12 protein-coding genes and 1 pseudogene are annotated in these 17,260 nt (G+C 71.3%); 7 read left to right on the top strand and 6 right to left on the bottom strand.

Annotation, left to right across the window (positions count from 1 at the left end):
- Positions 1–50 precede the first annotated feature (50 nt).
- From IE107_RS12400 to IE107_RS12380, 5 genes are all read left to right on the top strand, one after another.
- Entirely contained in the window at positions 51–893 is an 843-nt protein-coding gene (locus tag IE107_RS12400; RefSeq protein ID WP_189543797.1) for a nitrilase-related carbon-nitrogen hydrolase, read from the top strand.
- Positions 890–2,173 (top strand): aspartate aminotransferase family protein, encoded by a 1,284-nt coding sequence (locus tag IE107_RS12395; RefSeq protein ID WP_189543796.1) that lies wholly within the window; start codon positions 890–892, stop codon positions 2,171–2,173. The genes IE107_RS12400 and IE107_RS12395 overlap by 4 nt, the downstream gene beginning before the upstream one ends.
- A gap of 492 nt (positions 2,174–2,665) precedes the next feature.
- The gene (hydA, locus tag IE107_RS12390; RefSeq protein ID WP_189543795.1) at positions 2,666–4,066 is read left to right on the top strand and encodes a dihydropyrimidinase; all 1,401 of its coding nucleotides are present in this window, start codon (positions 2,666–2,668) and stop codon (positions 4,064–4,066) included.
- Positions 4,067–4,077: 11 nt separating this feature from the next.
- Entirely contained in the window at positions 4,078–5,079 is a 1,002-nt protein-coding gene (locus IE107_RS12385; RefSeq protein ID WP_189543794.1) for a TIGR03842 family LLM class F420-dependent oxidoreductase, read from the top strand.
- A 112-nt stretch (positions 5,080–5,191) separates the two neighbouring features.
- Positions 5,192–6,751, top strand: a complete 1,560-nt coding sequence (locus IE107_RS12380) for an NCS1 family nucleobase:cation symporter-1 (RefSeq protein WP_189543793.1) — start codon at positions 5,192–5,194, stop codon at positions 6,749–6,751.
- On the opposite strand, the gene IE107_RS12375 is transcribed toward IE107_RS12380, so the two are convergent.
- From IE107_RS12375 to IE107_RS12365, 3 genes and pseudogenes are all read right to left on the bottom strand, one after another.
- The gene (locus IE107_RS12375) at positions 6,714–7,496 is read right to left on the bottom strand and encodes a hypothetical protein (protein ID WP_189543792.1); all 783 of its coding nucleotides are present in this window, start codon (positions 7,494–7,496) and stop codon (positions 6,714–6,716) included. The two genes, IE107_RS12380 and IE107_RS12375, sit on opposite strands and share 38 nt — an antisense overlap.
- Before the next feature lie 520 nt (positions 7,497–8,016).
- Positions 8,017–8,484, bottom strand: a pseudogene (locus IE107_RS34815) (nucleotidyl transferase AbiEii/AbiGii toxin family protein); the annotation flags it as partial.
- Positions 8,485–8,858: 374 nt separating this feature from the next.
- Positions 8,859–9,521, bottom strand: coding sequence for a hypothetical protein (locus IE107_RS12365; protein WP_189543790.1), 663 nt, complete (start codon positions 9,519–9,521; stop codon positions 8,859–8,861).
- 232 nt (positions 9,522–9,753) lie between these two features.
- On the opposite strand from IE107_RS12365, the gene IE107_RS12360 reads away from it, so the two are divergent.
- Positions 9,754–11,220: an amidase gene (locus IE107_RS12360; RefSeq protein WP_189543789.1), complete on the top strand. Its 1,467-nt coding sequence runs from the start codon at positions 9,754–9,756 to the stop codon at positions 11,218–11,220.
- Positions 11,221–11,312: 92 nt separating this feature from the next.
- Complete coding sequence (locus tag IE107_RS12355) at positions 11,313–13,826, top strand: SpoIIE family protein phosphatase (RefSeq protein ID WP_189543788.1); 2,514 nt, start codon at positions 11,313–11,315, stop codon at positions 13,824–13,826.
- Positions 13,827–13,862: 36 nt separating this feature from the next.
- Here the strand turns inward: IE107_RS12355 and lplAB are convergent, their stop codons facing one another.
- The 3 genes from lplAB to IE107_RS12340 form a co-directional block, all read right to left on the bottom strand.
- Entirely contained in the window at positions 13,863–14,918 is a 1,056-nt protein-coding gene (gene lplAB, locus IE107_RS12350; protein ID WP_189544051.1) for a lipoate-protein ligase LplAB, read from the bottom strand.
- Positions 14,919–15,029: 111 nt separating this feature from the next.
- On the bottom strand, positions 15,030–16,196 hold the full coding sequence (locus tag IE107_RS12345; protein WP_229866860.1) for a sensor histidine kinase: 1,167 nt from the start codon (positions 16,194–16,196) through the stop codon (positions 15,030–15,032).
- Positions 16,193–16,888, bottom strand: coding sequence for a response regulator transcription factor (locus IE107_RS12340; RefSeq protein WP_189543787.1), 696 nt, complete (start codon positions 16,886–16,888; stop codon positions 16,193–16,195). Before IE107_RS12340 ends, IE107_RS12345 begins: the two co-directional genes overlap by 4 nt.
- Between the last annotated feature and the right edge of the window lie 372 nt (positions 16,889–17,260).

Raw genomic sequence — 17,260 nt, 5'->3', positions numbered from 1 at the left:
GCGTAGAAAAAGCGTTGAGGCTCTCTGACGCCGCGTCGAAGGAGCAGCTCATGTCCCCAGTCGTTCGCGCCGCACTCGTCCAGGCGACCTGGACCGGCGACACCGAATCCATGATCGCCAAGCATGAGGAGCATGCGCGCGAGGCCGCCCGCCAGGGTGCGCAGATCATCGGCTTCCAGGAGGTGTTCAACGCCCCCTACTTCTGCCAGGTGCAGGAACCCGAGCACTACCGCTGGGCCGAGGCCGTCCCGGACGGGCCGACCGTCCGCCGGATGCAGGAACTCGCCCGCGAGACCGGCATGGTGATCGTCGTGCCGGTCTTCGAGGTCGAGCAGTCCGGCTTCTACTACAACACCGCCGCCGTGATCGATGCCGACGGCTCCTTTCTCGGCAAGTACCGCAAGCACCACATCCCGCAGGTCAAGGGGTTCTGGGAGAAGTACTACTTCAAGCCCGGAAACGTCGGCTGGCCGGTCTTCGACACCGCGGTCGGCAAGGTCGGCGTCTATATCTGCTACGACCGGCACTTTCCCGAGGGTTGGCGTCAACTCGGCCTCAACGGCGCGCAGTTGGTGTACAACCCGTCCGCCACATCGCGTGGCCTCTCCGGTTACCTCTGGCAGCTGGAGCAGCCCGCTTCCGCCGTCGCCAACGAGTACTTCGTCGCCGCGATCAACCGCGTCGGCCAGGAGGAGTACGGCGACAACGACTTCTACGGAACCAGCTACTTCGTCGACCCGCGCGGCCAGTTCGTCGGCGAGGTCGCCAGTGACAAGGAGGAGGAACTCCTCGTCCGTGACCTCGACTTCGGTGTCATCGACGAGGTCAGGCAGCAGTGGGCATTCTACCGGGACCGCCGCCCCGACGCGTACGAAGGACTGATGGAGCCGTGAGCAGCCTGCACGATCGCCACCGCGCCGTCAGCCCCGACTGGCTGGCCCTCTATTACAAGCACCCGCTGGAGATCACCCACGGCGAGGGCCGGCACGTCTGGGACGCCGACGGCAGGCGCTACCTCGACTTCTTCGGCGGCATCCTCACCACCATGACCGCCCACGCCCTGCCCGAGGTGACCAAGGCGGTCGGCGAGCAGGCCGGCCGGATCATCCACAGCTCCACGCTCTACCTCAACCGGCCGATGGTCGAGCTGGCCGAACGCGTCGCCACGCTCTCCGGCATCCCGGACGCCCGGGTCTTCTTCACCACCTCCGGCACCGAGGCCAACGACACGGCGCTGCTGCTCGCCACCGCGTACCGCAGGTCGAACCAGATCCTCGCGATGCGCAACAGCTACCACGGCAGATCGTTCTCCGCGGTGTCCATCACCGGCAACAACGCCTGGTCGCCGACCAGTCTGTCGCCGCTCCAGACGCTGTATGTGCACGGCGGGGTGCGCACCCGGGGGCCTTACGCGGACCTCGGCGACGCGGAGTTCATCGAGGCGTGTGTCGCCGATCTGGAGGACCTGCTCGGGCAAACCCGGACACCGGCCGCGCTGATCGCCGAACCCATCCAGGGCGTCGGGGGGTTCACCTCACCGCCCGACGGCCTCTACGCGGCGTTCCGCCGGGTCCTGGAGCGGCACGGCGTCCTGTGGATCTCCGACGAGGTGCAGACCGGCTGGGGCCGCACCGGCGAACACTTCTGGGGCTGGCAGGCGCACGGGCAGAACGGGCCGCCGGACATCCTCACCTTCGCCAAGGGCATCGGCAACGGCATGTCGATCGGTGGTGTGGTGGCGCGGGCCGACGTCATGAACTGCCTGGACGCCAACTCCATTTCGACCTTCGGCGGTTCCCCGGTCACCATGGCGGCCGGTCTCGCCAACCTCTCCTACCTCCTCGAACACGATCTGCAGGGCAACGCCCGGCGCGTCGGCGGTCTGCTGATCGAGCGGCTGCGGGCGATCGGCGCGGGCTCCGAGTGCGTACGCGAAGTGCGCGGCCGGGGGCTGATGATCGGCATCGAGCTGGTGAAGCCCGGCACCGACGAGGCGCATCCGGAAGCGGCCTCGGCCGTGCTCGAAGCGGCCCGCGAGGGCGGTCTGCTCATCGGGAAGGGCGGTGGCCACAACACCAGCGTGCTGCGGATCGCACCACCGCTCTCGCTGACCATCACGGAGGCGGAGGAGGGCGCGAAGGTCCTGGCCGAGGCTCTCCGGTCGGTCGGCTGAGGCAGGTCGGCCGAGGCCGACGGACCGAGCGGTGGAGGGGCGAACGGTGACCGGGCCCCGGCCGGTGGGTGCGGGGTCCGGCCGGCCGGTCGGCCGGGTCAGGTCCAGGCCGTGGACCGGGTCGAGCTCGCCGTAGTGCGCGAGGTGCTGGTGGCACATAGCGCACATCGGTGACGTCCAGCGGGCCCCGGCAACGCCCCGGCGCACCGTCGTCCTGAAGCTGACCGGGCTGTCCTTCCTGGTCGTGCCGGTCAGCTTCTGCGCCTCGCCGCCGGCCGTCGGCTCGGCCGTGACCTTCGTGCCCTTCACCGTGGTCGCCGCGTGAGTCGTCGTCATGGTTGTGGGCCGGTGGAGTGCCGGGCGGATGAAACAGAAACGTCTTCAGCGGTTGGCGGCAGCGGTATTGCCACAGTGGGTAGCCCACTTCTACGTTCTTCATCACGCACCTTGTCTACGTGCGTAGACCCATTCCGCCACAGTGAGGAGGGGTACATGAGCCGCACCGTCATCCACGGTGGTCTCGTCATCACCGCGTCCGACGAAATCCATGCCGACGTACTCATCGAGGGCGGCCGCATCGTGGCCCTCGCGGCACACGCCAGCGGCGCGGCCGAGAGCTGGAGCGCCGACCGGAGGATCGACGCCACCGGCAAATACGTCATCCCGGGCGGTGTCGACGCGCATACCCACATGGAGATGCCGTTCGGCGGCACCTACGCCGCCGACACCTTCGAGACCGGCACCCGGGCGGCCGCCTGGGGCGGCACCACCACGATCGTCGACTTCGCCATCCAGTCCGTGGGCCACGCGGTCCGTGAGGGTCTCGACGCCTGGTACGCGAAGGCCGACGGCAAATGCGCCATCGACTACGCCTTCCACATGATCCTCTCCGACGTGAACGAGTCCACGCTCAAGGAGATGGACCTGCTGGTGTCGGAGGGCGTGACCTCCTTCAAGCTGTTCATGGCCTATCCCGGCGTCTTCTACAGCAACGACGGCCAGATCCTGCGTGCCATGCAACGGGCCTCCCACAACGGCGGCCTGATCATGATGCACGCGGAGAACGGCATCGCCATCGACGTACTCGTCGAACAGGCCCTCGCCGAGGGACGCACCGACCCCCGCTACCACGGCGACGTGCGCAAGGTGGCGCTGGAGGCCGAGGCCACCCACCGCGCCATCCAGCTCGCCCGCGTCGCCGGTTCCCCGCTGTACGTCGTGCACGTCTCCGCGGACGAGGCCGTCGCCGAGGTGGCCGCCGCCCGCCACAAGGGACTTCCGGTCTTCGGCGAGACCTGCCCGCAGTACCTCTTCCTGTCCACCGACAACCTCGCCGAGCCGGACTTCGAGGGCGCCAAGTACGTCTGCTCCACCCCGTTGCGGCCCAGGGAACACCAGGAAGCGCTCTGGCGGGGGCTCAGGAACAACGAACTCCAGGTCGTCTCCACCGACCACTGCCCCTTCTGCTTCTCCGGCCAGAAGGAGATGGGCCGGGGCGACTTCTCGAAGATCCCCAACGGCATGCCCGGCGTGGAGAACCGGATGGACCTCCTCCACCAGGCGGTCGTGGACGGTCACATCTCGCGCCGCCGCTGGATCGAGATCGCCTGCGCCTCCCCGGCCCGGATGTTCGGCCTCTACCCGAAGAAGGGCACCATCGCCCCGGGCGCCGACGCCGATGTCGTCATCTATGACCCGGCGGCCGAGCAGACCATCTCCGCCGAGACCCACCACATGAACGTCGACTACTCGGCGTACGAGGGAAGGCGGATCACCGGCCAGGTCGAAACGGTCCTCTCCCGCGGTGAAGTCGTCATCGACGAGAGGAAGTTCACCGGCCGACCCGGACACGGCAGCTACACCCCGCGCGCCACCTGTCAGTACCTCGACTAGGAGCACCCGTCATGGACTTCGGACTCGTCCTCCAGACCGACCCGCCCGCCTCGGCCGTCGTCGGCCTGATGCGCCGCGCCGAACGCAACGGTTTCCGCTACGGATGGACCTTCGACTCGACGGTGCTCTGGCAGGAACCGTTCGTCATCTACAGCCGGATCCTGGAACACACCGATCACCTCATTGTCGGCCCCATGGTCACCAACCCGGGCACGCGCACCTGGGAGGTGACCGCCTCCACCTTCGCCACCCTCAACGACATGTACGGCAACCGCACCGTCTGCGGCATCGGACGGGGCGACTCGGCGATGCGCGTCGCCGGTCGCAAGCCCAACACCCTGGCCCGGCTCGGCGAGGCCATCGACGTCATCCGCGACCTCGCCGAGGGACGCGAGGCGACCGTCGACGGGCAACCGGTCCGGATCCCCTGGGTGAAGGACGGCAGGCTGCCCGTCTGGATGGGCGCATACGGCCCGAAGGCACTCGCCCTCGCCGGACAGAAGGCCGACGGCTTCATCCTCCAGCTCGCCGACCCGTTCCTCACCGAGTGGATGATCAAGGCGGTACGGGACGCGGCGACGGAGGCGGGCCGCGACCCGGACTCCGTGACGATCTGCGTCGCCGCCCCCGCCTACGTGGGCGACGACCTCGACCACGCCCGCGAGCAGTGCCGGTGGTTCGGCGGCATGGTCGGCAACCACGTCGCCGACCTCGTCTCCCGGTACGGCGCGCACTCCGGGCTCGTCCCCGAGGCTCTGACCGCCTACATCAAGGACCGGCAGGGCTACGACTACAGCCACCACGGCCGGGCCGGGAACCCCGACACGAACTTCGTGCCCGACGAGATCGTCGACCGGTTCTGCCTGCTGGGCCCCGCCGAGGCGCACATCGAGAAGCTGCGGGCCCTGCGCGATCTGGGCGTGGACCAGTTCGCCGTGTACGACATGCACGACGCGCGGGAGGCGACGATCGACGCCTACGGCGCGCAGATCATCCCCGCCCTGTCGGACTGACCCGCCCCTCCCCGCACGGTTGTCCGCACCCCCGTCCCCGTACCCCGCGCGCCCCGTACTCCCCGCGCCCCGCCCCGCACGGCACCGTTCCCGAGCGAAGGGTCCAGCCGCCATGACCTCGACCGTCCCACCGATCCCACCGATCCCACCGCAGGACCCGATATCCGACCCCTCGGGGCGCATCGAACTCGCCCCCGGCGCCGTTCCCACCGACAACCGGTTCGTCAACGAGGACCTGTTGCCCGTCCCGCTGGAACGGCGCCGCTGGACGACGTACAACTTCGCCGCGCTCTGGGTGGGCATGGCCCACAACATCCCGTCCTGGCTGCTCGCCTCCGGCCTGGTGGCCCTCGGCATGGACTGGAAGCAGGCCGTGTTCACCATCGCGCTGGCCAACCTGATCGTGCTCGGGCCCATGTTGCTCACCGGGCACGCCGGACCCAAGTACGGCATCCCCTTCCCGGTGCTGGCCCGCGCCTCCTTCGGGCTGCGCGGCGCCAATCTGCCCGCGCTGATCCGGGCCGCGGTGGCCTGCGCCTGGTTCGGCATCCAGACCTGGATCGGCGGCGTCGGCATCTTCACCCTGCTGGGGAAGATCTTCGGCGGCTGGGCGAAGGCGTCCGAGATCGGCGGGCAGCCGTGGACGCTCTGGCTCTGTTTCATCCTCTTCTGGGCGCTCGAACTCGCCATCATCCACCGGGGGATGGACGCGCTGCGACGCTTCGAGAACTGGGCGGCGCCGTTCGTCATCGTCGGTGCCTTCGTGCTGCTGGTCTGGATCGCCGTCAAGGCGGGCGGCTTCGGCCCGCTGCTCGACCAGCCCTCGAAGCTCGGCTGGGGCAAGGAGTTCTGGCCGGTCTTCTTCCCCTCACTGATGGGCATGATCGCGTTCTGGGCCACGCTCTCGTTGAACATCCCCGACTTCACCCGCTTCGGGGCCGGCCAACGCGCCCAGATCCGGGGCCAGGTGCTCGGGCTGCCCACCACCATGACGCTCTTCGCCCTGCTCTCGGTCCTGGTCACCTCCGGCTCGCAGGCCGTGTACGGCGAGGCGATCTGGGACCCGGTCCAGCTCGTGGCGAGGACCGACAGCGTCTTCGGGCTGCTCTTCGCCCTGGTGACGGTGCTGGTCGCGACGGTCTCCGTGAACATCGCGGCGAACGTCGTGTCACCCGCGTACGACCTGGCGAACCTCGCGCCCCGCTTCATCAACTTCCGTACCGGCGCCCTGATCACGGGTGTCGTCGGCGTCCTGATCATGCCGTGGAAGCTCACCGAGACGCCCGAGCTGTACATCTTCACCTGGCTCGGGCTGGTCGGCGGACTCCTCGGCACGGTCGCGGGCATCCTGATCGCCGACTACTGGATCGTCCGCCGCACCGTGCTCGACCTGGCCGACCTCTACCGTCCCGGCGGCCGCTACTGGTACACGAACGGATGGAACCGGCGGGCCGTCGCCGCGTTCGCCGTCGGCGGCGTCCTTGCGATCGGGGGCTCCCACTCCGCCCCCGGGGAGGGCCCGTTCCCGGCCGACGGTCTGGTCCCGTTCCTCGAACCGCTCGCGGACTACGGCTGGGCGGTCGGGCTGGTCTCGTCGCTGCTGCTGTACGTGGTGCTCAGCGGCCGGTCCGGCGTCACAGCGGCGCGGACGTACGGCCCAGCAGAGCACTGATGTCGTACGTCTGGTCCGGCGGCGGTGTGGTCGTGGGCACCGGCTTGTCGAAGGCCGAGAAGCCGACGACCGCGTCCGTCCCGCCGCCCTGAGCCGTGATCCTGACGGGGTACGGCTTGCCCGTGGCGGCGACGTACATCACCAGCGTCTGGCCGTCGCGCATCCTGGTCAGCGGCACCACCGGAGCCCCGTCGAGGGTGGTCTTCCTGCCCTTGTTCAGCGTCCCCCGGTCGTTCTTCGCGTTGCTGCTGACGAGTTTCTGGAAGTTGTCCAGATCGCAGCCGTTCGCCACACCGCGCAGCCGCGGGTCGTCGGCCGAACCCTTCATGTAACGGCCGTTGAGGATCGCGGCGAAGGCCGAACCACCGCTCGGAACCTGGTTCTTCCAGAAGTTCGCGTCCGGCTTGACCCAGACCTCGTCGCCGCGCTTCACGATCTGGACCGAGCCCTGACTGTGGCCGAGATCCACCGATCCGTTGCAGTTCCCGTCCCGGTCCAGGGTGAGTTCCAGGGTCATCGACGGCAGGTCGCCGCCCAGGTCGCCGCGCACGCCGATATGCAGGGAACGGGCGCTCAGCAGGGCGTCACGTGAGCGGTCCGCGATCTGCTGCGCGGAGAGTTTCTCGATGCCGTTGCCGTCGTCCGCCCGGGCCGCGCCGCCGCCGAGGACGCTCCCGCCGGTGAGTCCCAGCACGACGACCGCCGTCCAGGCGACCCGGCGGGTGCCGCTGTGTCGACCGGTCACGTCGCCTCCCTCGTAGAACCCGCCGGGCGCGAAGCCCGTCGAGCCTGTTCAGGTGCCATCCGATGCCGGCCGTTCGCAGGCCATCGGATTCTTCCGAGCGTACGCCGGGGCCGGACCGGTCGCGCGGTGGAGAACACCGCCACAGCACATACACAGTGTGATGTTTTGCCTCTTGCGGCTGGTCCCCGGACGCGGACGGCGAGCACGTCACGCCGGCCCCCGGCCAGTCCGGTCAGTCCACCGCGCACTGCTCCGCGCTCGGCACCGGGATCGGGGAGATCGGCGTCCAGCCGTAGGGCGCGTCCGCGCCATGCCGGGCCGGCTGCCATGACTGCGGAGTGCTCCGCTCCAGCAGCCGCGGCAGCGCGGCGGCCAGCCGCTCCCGCAACCGGTCCGGACCGCCGTCCACCCACGGGTGCGCGGCGTGGAACGTGGACCAGTCCACCAGCCAGTCCAGCACCGTCCGGGGCGTGAAGCCGTCCGCGTGCGGGCCGAGCACGGTGTGCAGCAGCCGGGGCGGGAGCCGCGTCCGCTCGTACTCCGCGAGCAGCACCGCGTCGTACAGGTCCTTGGCCCCCGACCGGCCCTCCGCCTCCTGGTCCTCGGCGAGCCACAGCAGCTTCCAGGCGAGCGAGAGCCCCGGGTCCGCGGTGCGGACCGGTGTCGGAGGTCCGCCGTCCCCGCGTGGGCAGGCCGTCCACACCGGTGCCCGGGGCAGCCACTCGTCCTGGGCGAAGTCCATCCGCAGCTCGCCCGGTGGCAGCCCGTCGGCCTGCCAGGGCACGACGACCCGCACGCCCGGCGTCTCGTACTCCCGGTACATCCACACGCCGTCCGACGTCACCCGGCCCGGATCGATGCGTATCCCCTCGGGCGGCTGCGGCCCGGCCGCCAGGGCGGCGACGACCTCCTCGGTGGGCGAGGAGGGCGGATCGATGTCGTCGGGCCCCTCGATCTCGACCCAGCACAGCCCCTCGGGTGCGAGCACGGGCCGGGCACCGGCAGTCTCGTGGGAATCCTCGTCCGTCCACAGCTCGGCAGCGGCCGCGCCGTGCGCGGCTTCCGGCCAGTGCTGGACCGCCTCGATCCCGTTGACGTAGGGGTAGGGATCGAGACGGTCGACGAAGTCCTCCGGCAGCGGCCCGTACACGATCCAGTCCAGATCGCCCGGTTCCCGTGCCGCCTCGCCCACCCACGCCTGGAGCGGGAGGCTGCCGCGCAGGACCAACTGGTCGCCCCACGGCGACCCGGCGATCACGGACAGCAGATGGTCCTGGACAGCGCGCCGGGCGGCCCGCCAGCGCGGAGCGAGTGCGGGGTCGTCGAAGGCCGGCTCCCCGGGAACGGGGCGGCCGCCCGTGCTCACAGCGCCGCCCCGGCCTGCTCGTCGATCCAGCCCGCGTCCACCGCCGGGTGGTCGTCGTGCACCACGAACTCCTCCTCGGTCTCCAGCACTTCGAGCCCCGCGTCGTCCAGCGCGCGCAGCAGCGCGTCGAGCCGGGCCCGCGCCCCGGGCCGGCCGATCGCGCGGCAGCGCTGGGTGACGAACCGCTCGTGGCGCCCGCGCCCGTCGGTGCGGCGGGCGTTGTGCGAGAGGTGCGCGCTGTGCCGTTCGGCCGCGGCCCGCGCGGCGGCCAGGTCCCTCTCGCCGGAGAGCAGCAGCTTGACGTGGTGCTCGAAGTGGCAGTCGGGGGACAGCGCGGCGGCCTCGTCGGCCGTTCGGGGTATGTCCTCGTTCCACGGAGCGGCCTCGATCTTCACGCGCACGACGGGGAAGCCCGCCGCGCGCAGCGCGTCCGCCCGGAGCTCCGCGGCGGCCCGTTGCCGGGAGAGCGAGCCCCGGCCCTGCTCGGTCAGCATCGGCTGGTCCGGCACGGCACCGCGGTCCAGGACGATACGGGTGAGTTTCAGACCGTGCCGCTCCGCCCAGCGCGCCAGCCGGGCGCCCTCCTCGGCCCCGTCGGCGCGGGGATCGAACCGCACCGTCAGATGCGTTTCGAATTCGCCCTCGAACTCCGCTTCCACTTACCCCTCCAGCAGTGCTTCTGCCACCCGTTTCCACCGTGGAACGTAGCAAGCGGCACTGACACTCCCCCGAGCGATGCCCGGCCACATTCCACCGAACGGTTGAGCGGACCGCTCACCAATCGTTACCCTCCGGTAAGTTCGTTCGGGCACAGATGCTTCAGGCACACAGATGCTGCCGGCACACAGACGCGTCGCGCGCCTGTGCCGATGCGAGGAAGGCGGTCAGCCCATGTCCTCAACGGAAGCCGTGGAAACCACCGGACCGCCCGGCCCGGCGGGACTGGCCGAGAGCGCACGGGAGCTGACCGAGGGCCGCACCACCTCGGTCGAGCAGGTGTCCGCCGCGCTGGACCGTATCGAAGCGAGCCAGGGCACCCTCAACGCCTTCCGGCACCTGCGCGCCGAGGCCGCGCTCGCCGAGGCCGCCGAGGCCGACCGCCGGCTCGCGGCGGGGGAGCGGCTGCCCCTGCTCGGCGTGCCGGTCGCCGTCAAGGACGACACGGACGTCCTCGGGATGCCGACCCACTTCGGCTGCGAGGGCGAACGGCCCGCCGCGACCGCGGACAGCGAGGCGGTACGCCGGCTGCGGGCGGCCGGGGCCGTGATCGTCGGGAAGACCAACTCCTGCGAACTCGGCCAGTGGCCGTTCACCGAGGGTCCCGCCTTCGGCGCCACACGCAACCCGTGGCACGCCGGCCACACCCCCGGCGGATCGTCCGGGGGTTCCGCGGCGGCCGTGGCGGCCGGGCTCGTACCCGCCGCGCTCGGCTCGGACGGCGCCGGGTCCGTCCGTATCCCCGCGGCCTGGACCCATCTCGTCGGCATCAAGCCCCAGCGCGGCCGGATCTCCGGCCATCCGCACATCGACGCCTTCCAGGGCCTGACCGTCAACGGGCCCCTCGCCAGGACCGTCGCCGACGCCGCACTGCTGCTCGACGCGGTCGCCGGATCCCACCCCGACGACGCGCACCGCCCGCCCCCGGTCGCCGCCGCGGCCGCCGCCCGCCGCGACCCCGGCCGACTGCGCATCGCCCTCGCCTGGCGTCCCCCGCTCACCCTCACCGGCTCCGCACCCCACCCCGAGGTGCGGCGGGCCGTCCTCGCCCTGGCCGAGGCCCTCGCCCGCCTCGGCCACGACGTCGAGGAGGCCAGGCCCCGGTACGGGCTGATCGGTCTCGGCTTCGTCCCCCGCGCCACCGCCGGGATCGCCGAACTCGCCGCCCGCCACCCCGAACCCGCCCTCCTCGATCCGCGTACCCGCAGCGCGCTGCGCACCGGCACCCGGCTCGGCGGCCGGGTGGTACGGGCGGCCAGGGAGCGCGAGGTGCGCCAGCACCGCAGGATCGGCGCGTTCTTCCACACGTCCCGAGGCGGCACCGGGTACGACGTACTGCTCACCCCGACGACCGCCCTGCCGCCGCCCCCGATCGGCCGGTTCGACGGGCTGAGCGCCTGGCGCACCGATCTGGCGATGACCGAGGCCTGCCCGTACGCCTGGCCCTGGAACGTACTGGGCTGGCCCGGCATCAACGTACCGGCCGGGTTCACCGCCGACGGGCTGCCCGTCGGGGCGCAGCTGCTCGGCCCGTCCCGCAGCGAGGAACGGCTGATCTCCCTCGCCGCCCAGCTGGAGGCCGACCGGCGCTGGTACGAGCACCGGCCCCCGGCCCCGCCCGGTCCGGCCGGCGGACGCTGACCGACCCGTGCACGTCCAGGCCCGCTCCGGTCGCTCGCACCCGAGCGCGGGAGGCGGGATCATGGAAACCGAGTCGATGGGTGGTGGCCAGAATGGCGTGTGCAGGTCCGCAGCCGACGCCCGGTGCCGAGCCCCCGCCGCCCAGCGCCCCGGGGCACTCCTACGACACCGCGAACGACGCGACCGCGGTGGTCTCCGGCACCGGAACGGTCGTCGGCTGGACGCAGAGCGCGCAGGACCTGCTGGGGTACCGCGCCGGTGACGTGGTCGGGCGGTCGGCCGGGTTCCTGCTCGCCATGCCCGAGGACCCGGTCCGGGTGGCCGGGATCGCCGAGCGCTGCCGCGCGGGCGTGGGATGGCGGGGCGTGGTCGACGCGCGGCGGCGTGACGGCGGCCGGATCGAGCTGGACCTCCGGGTCTCGGCCTCGTTTCACCTGGACGGCCGGGAGTGCTTCCTGGTCTCCGGACGCGAACGAAGGCCGGAGTGGACGGTCGGGCAGTCCGTGCTCGACGCCTTCCTGAGCGGTTCGCCGATCGGCGTGGCGGTGCTGAGCCCGGAGCTGCGCTACGTCTGGATGAATGACACCCTGGAACGCTTCAGCGGAGTGCCGCGCGAGCGCCGGGTGGGCCTGCGGCTGAGCGACGTGCTCCCGGGGCTGGAGACCGACGCCCTGGAGACCTTGATGCGCGGGGTGCTGGAGACCGGGGTGCCCGTCATCGACTACGAGTACGTGGGCTGGACGTGGGCCGATCCGCGCCGCAAGCGCGCCTACTCCACCTCGTACCTCCCGCTGACCGACAGCGACGGCGGCATCACCGGCCTCTGCTACATGGTGCTGGACGTCACCGACCGGTGGAACGCCCAGCAACGCCTGGCCCTGGTCAACGACGCCGGGGCCAGCATCGGCTCCACCCTGGACGTGATGCGCACGGCTCAGGAACTGGCCGACTTCGCGGTGCCGCGGTTCGCCGACTTCGTCGTCGTCGACCTGCTGGAGCCGGTCGCCAACCCGGATGAGCCCACTCAGTGGCCCCTGGGCGCGGGGCTGTCCGGCCAGGATCCCGGCCGGTCCGGCGCCGTCACCGGCTCCGCCCGGCCCAGGATGCGCCGGGCCGGGATGAGCTCGGTGCGCGAGGGGTGCCCGGAGGCGGTCTCCCGGATCGGGGATCCGGTGGACTCCGTGCCCCCGCCGCACGACATCCGGTTCCTCATCGACGGCGAACCCGTCCTCATCCCGGTCCTCGACCCCGGCAACCACATGTGGGCCGTCGACCAGCCCGTCAGGGCGGCGCGCATCCGTGAGTACGGGCTCCACTCCCTCATCTCCGTACCCATGCGGGCCCGGGACACCGTGCTCGGGCTGACCACCTTCATCCGGTCGGTGAATCCCGCCCCCTTCGAACCGGACGACGTGCTTCCGGCCCGTGAGATGGTCGCACGGGCCGCCGTGTGCGTGGACAACGCCCGCCGCTACACCCATGAGCACACCGCGGCGCTGACCCTCCAGCGCAGCCTGCTCCCGCACACCCTGCCCGGCGGGATGGCCCTGGACGTGGCCTCCTCCTACCTCCCGGCGGACGCCAAGGACGGTGTCGGGGGCGACTGGTTCGACGTGATCCCGCTGTCCGGCGCCCGGGTCGCCCTCGTCGTCGGCGATGTCGTCGGCCACGGCATCGGCGCCGCCGCCACCATGGGTCGGCTCCGCACAGCGGTCCACACCCTCGCCGACATGGACCTGCCGCCCGACGAACTCCTCGCCCACCTCGACGATCTCGTGCTCCGCCTGAGCGACGAGGAACGCGAGGGCGAGGAGCACGGCACCTCCGTGCTCGGCGCCACCTGCCTGTACGCCGTCTACGACCCGGTCACCCAGCTGTGCACCATGGCGCGCGCCGGCCACCCGCCGCCCGTCGTCGTCTCCCCGGACGGACGCGTCAGCTTCCCCGAGCTGCCCGCCGGCCCCCCGCTGGGCCTGGGCGGGATGCCGTTCGAGACGGCGGAGATCTGCCTCCCGGAGGGGAGCCTGATCGGTCTCTACACCGACGGACTCATCGAGGGCCGGGACCGCGACGCCGAACTCGGCATGTCCCGCCTCGGCGGCGCCCTGGCCCAGCGCGGCCTTCCGCTCGACGCCCTGTGCGCGGCGGTCGTGGAGCAGCTGCTCCCGGTGCCCCAGCCCGACGACGTCGCCCTGCTGCTCGCCCGCACCCACGAGCTGAGCGCCGACCACGTCGCCTCGTGGGAGATCCCCGACGACCCGGCCGCCGTCGCCGGGGTCAGGGCCCGGACCGCCCGCCTGCTGAGGACCTGGGGCCTGGAGGAACTGGAGATGACGACCGAACTGATCGTCAGCGAGCTGGTCACCAACGCGTTGCGCTACGCCACCGGGCCGATCCGGCTCCGGCTGCTGCGCCAGTCCGTACTGATCTGTGAGGTCTCCGACACCAGCAGCACTTCGCCGCGGCTCAGGCACGCCCGCACCACGGACGAGGGCGGCCGCGGCCTCTTCCTCGTCGCCCAGCTGACCCGCCGCTGGGGAACCCGTTACACCGCCGAAGGCAAGATCATCTGGACCGAGCAGGAAATCCCGGCGACGGGAACCTGACCCTTTGCGGGGGACGCCCGCCCCGCAGGGCCCGGCTCACGGCACCCGAGCGGTCCACTCCTCGGTGCCGAACTTCGTCCGCACGAGCTCCTCGGCCCGCGCCATCTCCTCGTCCGTCACCCTGCCTCGGGTGAGACCGTGCCGGGTACGGAAGGAGTCGATCATCCGCTCGATGACGGCCTCGCGTGCCAGCCCCGTCTGACGGCGCAGCGGGTCGACGCGCTTCTTCGCGCTCTTGGTGCCCTTGTCGGAGAGCTTCTCCTTGCCGATCCGCAGCACTTCCAGCATCTTGTCGGCGTCGATGTCGTACGACATGGTCACGTGGTGCAGCACGGCGCCTTCCCCGCCGACCACGCGCTTCTGGGCCGCGCCCGCGATCTTCCCGGCGTCCGTGGCGATGTCGTTGAGCGGCTGGTACCAGGCTTTGATGCCCATCTCGGCGAGCGCGCCCAGCACCCAGTCGTCGAGATAGGCGTAGCTGTCGGCGAACGACAGCCCGGACACGAGGGCGTCCGGGACCGAGAGCGAGTACGTGATGGTGTTGCCCGGCTCGACGAACATGGCTCCGCCACCGGAAATCCGGCGCACGACCCTGACACCGTGGCGTGCGGCGCCCTGCGGGTCGACCTCGTTGCGCAGCGACTGGAAACTGCCGATGATCACGGCGGGGGAGTCCCATTCCCAGACCCGGAGCGTGGGCGGCCGGCGCCCCGCGGCGACCTCGGCGGTGATCACCTCGTCGAGCGCCATGTGCAGCGCGGGGGACTGCGGGGCCTCGTGGATGAGCTGCCAGTCGTAGTCGCTCCACTCGGTCGCGTGCGCGAGGGCCCGGCGTACGGCGACGGCGACGCCCTCGGATGTGAGGCCGAGCATCACGGTCGAGGCGGGGAGGGCCGCGTCGATCCGGGCGGTGAGACCGGCGGTGTCGGTGTTGGCCGGTGCGCCCTCCAGCGCCGCGTCGATCGCGAGGATCGCTTCGTCGGGTTCGAGGAAGAAGTCCCCGGCGACCCGTACGTTGCGCAGCGCCCCGCCCTCGACATCGAGGTCCACCACGACGAGCTTGCCGCCGGGGACCTTGTACTCACCGTGCACAGCCATGCCTCCACATCCGCCCGACCGCTCCATGAATCGGTGCCGATCAGCCATAACGTCGCCACTGCCCGGTTTAGTTCCGGCGCCGGGCGTGACGGGCGGGCTGCGGCCCTACCCGGTGCCGGGCAGCGACACCCGGACGGCGAGTCCTCCGCCGGGGTTGGGGGCCAGGGACAGCTCGGCGTGGTGCGCGCGGACGATGCTGGAGACGATCGCCAGGCCGAGACCGTGACCGCGGCGCGTGGGGTCCTGCTCGGCCAGCCGGCCGCTGCCGCGCAGGAACGGTTCGGTGAGGCGGTCGACGGTGTCGGACACGGAAGGTCCGGTGTTGGTGACGGCCAGGAGGGTGTGGCCGGGCCGGGCCGGGTCGGGGCCGGTGGCCAGGGAGAGCGATCCGCCCGTGGGCAGGTTGTGCCGTACGGCGTTGTGGAGCAGATTCAGGACGAGCTGGCGCAGCAGCACGCCATTGCCGGTGACCGGAGCCGGGTCGATGTCGGCAAAGAGGGCGATGCCGCGTGTCCTCGCCTCCTCGCGGACGGTGTCGACGGCGCCCCGGGCGGTGTCCGCGAGGTCGAGCCGCTCCATGGCCGGCTGGGTGTTGTCGAGGGCGGAGAGCTGCAGCAGGGCGTCGGTGATGTCGATGCCGCGTTGGTTGGTCTCGCGGAGCCGGGAGACGAGCCGCCGGTAGTCCTGGCCGTCGGGGTCGGCGACGGCCACGTCGAGCATGGTGCGGCTGACGGCGAGCGGGGTGCGCAGCTCGTGCGAGGCGTTGGCGGCGAAGCGCTGCTGGGCGTCGAAGGACCGCTGCAGGCGGGCGAGCATGTCGTCGAAGGTGTCGGAGAGCTCGGTGAACTCGTCGCGCGGACCGGTGAGTCCGATGCGGTGGTCCAGGGAGCCGTCGGCGGCCCGGCGCGCCGCCCGGGTGATGTCCTGGAGGGGGCGCAGCACGCGGCCCGCGATGAGCCAGCCGACGCCGAGCCCGACCAGCGCGAGGGACAGCAGAGCGACACCGGAGGCCTTGACCAGGGCCTGAAGGATGTCCGGACGCGTGGCGACGGCCGCGGCCTGCGGGTTCACGTCGCCCAGCGGGTAGTTGGGCACGAAGCGCATGGCCAGGTAGACCACGACCAGGCTGAACGCCCCGGCGACGACGACGAACAGGGCGTAGGTGAGGGTGAGCTTCATCCTGGCGGTCAGCCGTCGTGGCCGCCCGGACGGCGCCGGGCCCTCGGACGTGTCCGCGCCGCCGGCCCGGTGGGGTGCGGGTCCGCGTCTCACTGCTGGTGCCCCGTCGTCCCGCGGTGCCCCGCCGGCTCGTCGAGGCGGTACCCGACGCCGGGCACGGTGTGGATGGCCCATGGCTCACCGAGTCTTTTGCGGAGCGTGGACATGGTGATGCGGACCGCGTTGGTGAACGGGTCGGCATTCTCGTCCCAGGCCCGTTCCAGCAGTGTCTCCGCGCTGACTACGCCGCCCCGCGCGGTCATGAGGACTTCCAGGACGGCGAACTGCTTCCTGGTGAGCGCCACGTATCTGCCGTCACGGAAGACCTCGCGCCGGAACGGGTCCAGCCGGATTCCGGCGCACTCGATGACCGGGGGTGTGCTGTCCTTCGGCCGGCGGGCCAGCGAGCGGATGCGTACGACCAGCTCCTGCAGGTCGAAGGGCTTCGTCAGGTAGTCGTCGGCGCCGATCTCGAACCCGGTGACCTTCTCGTTGATCAGGCCCGCCGCGGTCAGCATGAGCACACGGCAGCCGAGGCGCCGCTCCACGATGATCCGGCACACGTCGTCGCCGTGCGTCCCGGGGATGTCGCGGTCGAGCACGACGACGTCGTACTCGTTCACACCGAGGCGTTCCAGGGCGGTGTCCCCGTCGCCGGCGATGTCGGAGGCGATGGCTTCGAGCCTCAGTCCCGCCTGCACCGCCTCGGCGAGATACAGCTCGTCCTCGACAATCAGCACCCGCATACGGCCTCTCCTGCTCTGCGCCTCACCCGGCCGGTCGTCGGCCTGCCGGTACCGAACCCATGGGAACAGTACGGGCATATCGAAAAGGTATCGGGAAATCGAAACGGCCCGACAACACGGCCCGCCGTTCACTCGGAGCATCAGTCCGCGGCACCCGCCGCCCGTCCGAGATGCCCGGAGGCGACCATGCACGACGACCCCACCGAGAAACGCCCCGCCAGGGCGGCGCGGCGCTTCCCCGGCCGGACGGCGACCGGGGCCGGCGCGGCCGCAGCGCTGGCGCTGGCGGTGATCTGGGGGGTGCCTCTATGTCTTTCGTCAAGGCGCCCCTGTTGGGTTTGGGGTGGTTTGGGTGTGGTGGGGTCATGCGGC

The organism is Streptomyces gelaticus, from assembly GCF_014649535.1.
Classification (GTDB): Bacteria; Actinomycetota; Actinomycetes; order Streptomycetales; family Streptomycetaceae; genus Streptomyces; species Streptomyces gelaticus.
Note: the sequence above shows the minus strand (reverse complement) of the source record. Positions and strands in the feature narration are given on the sequence as shown.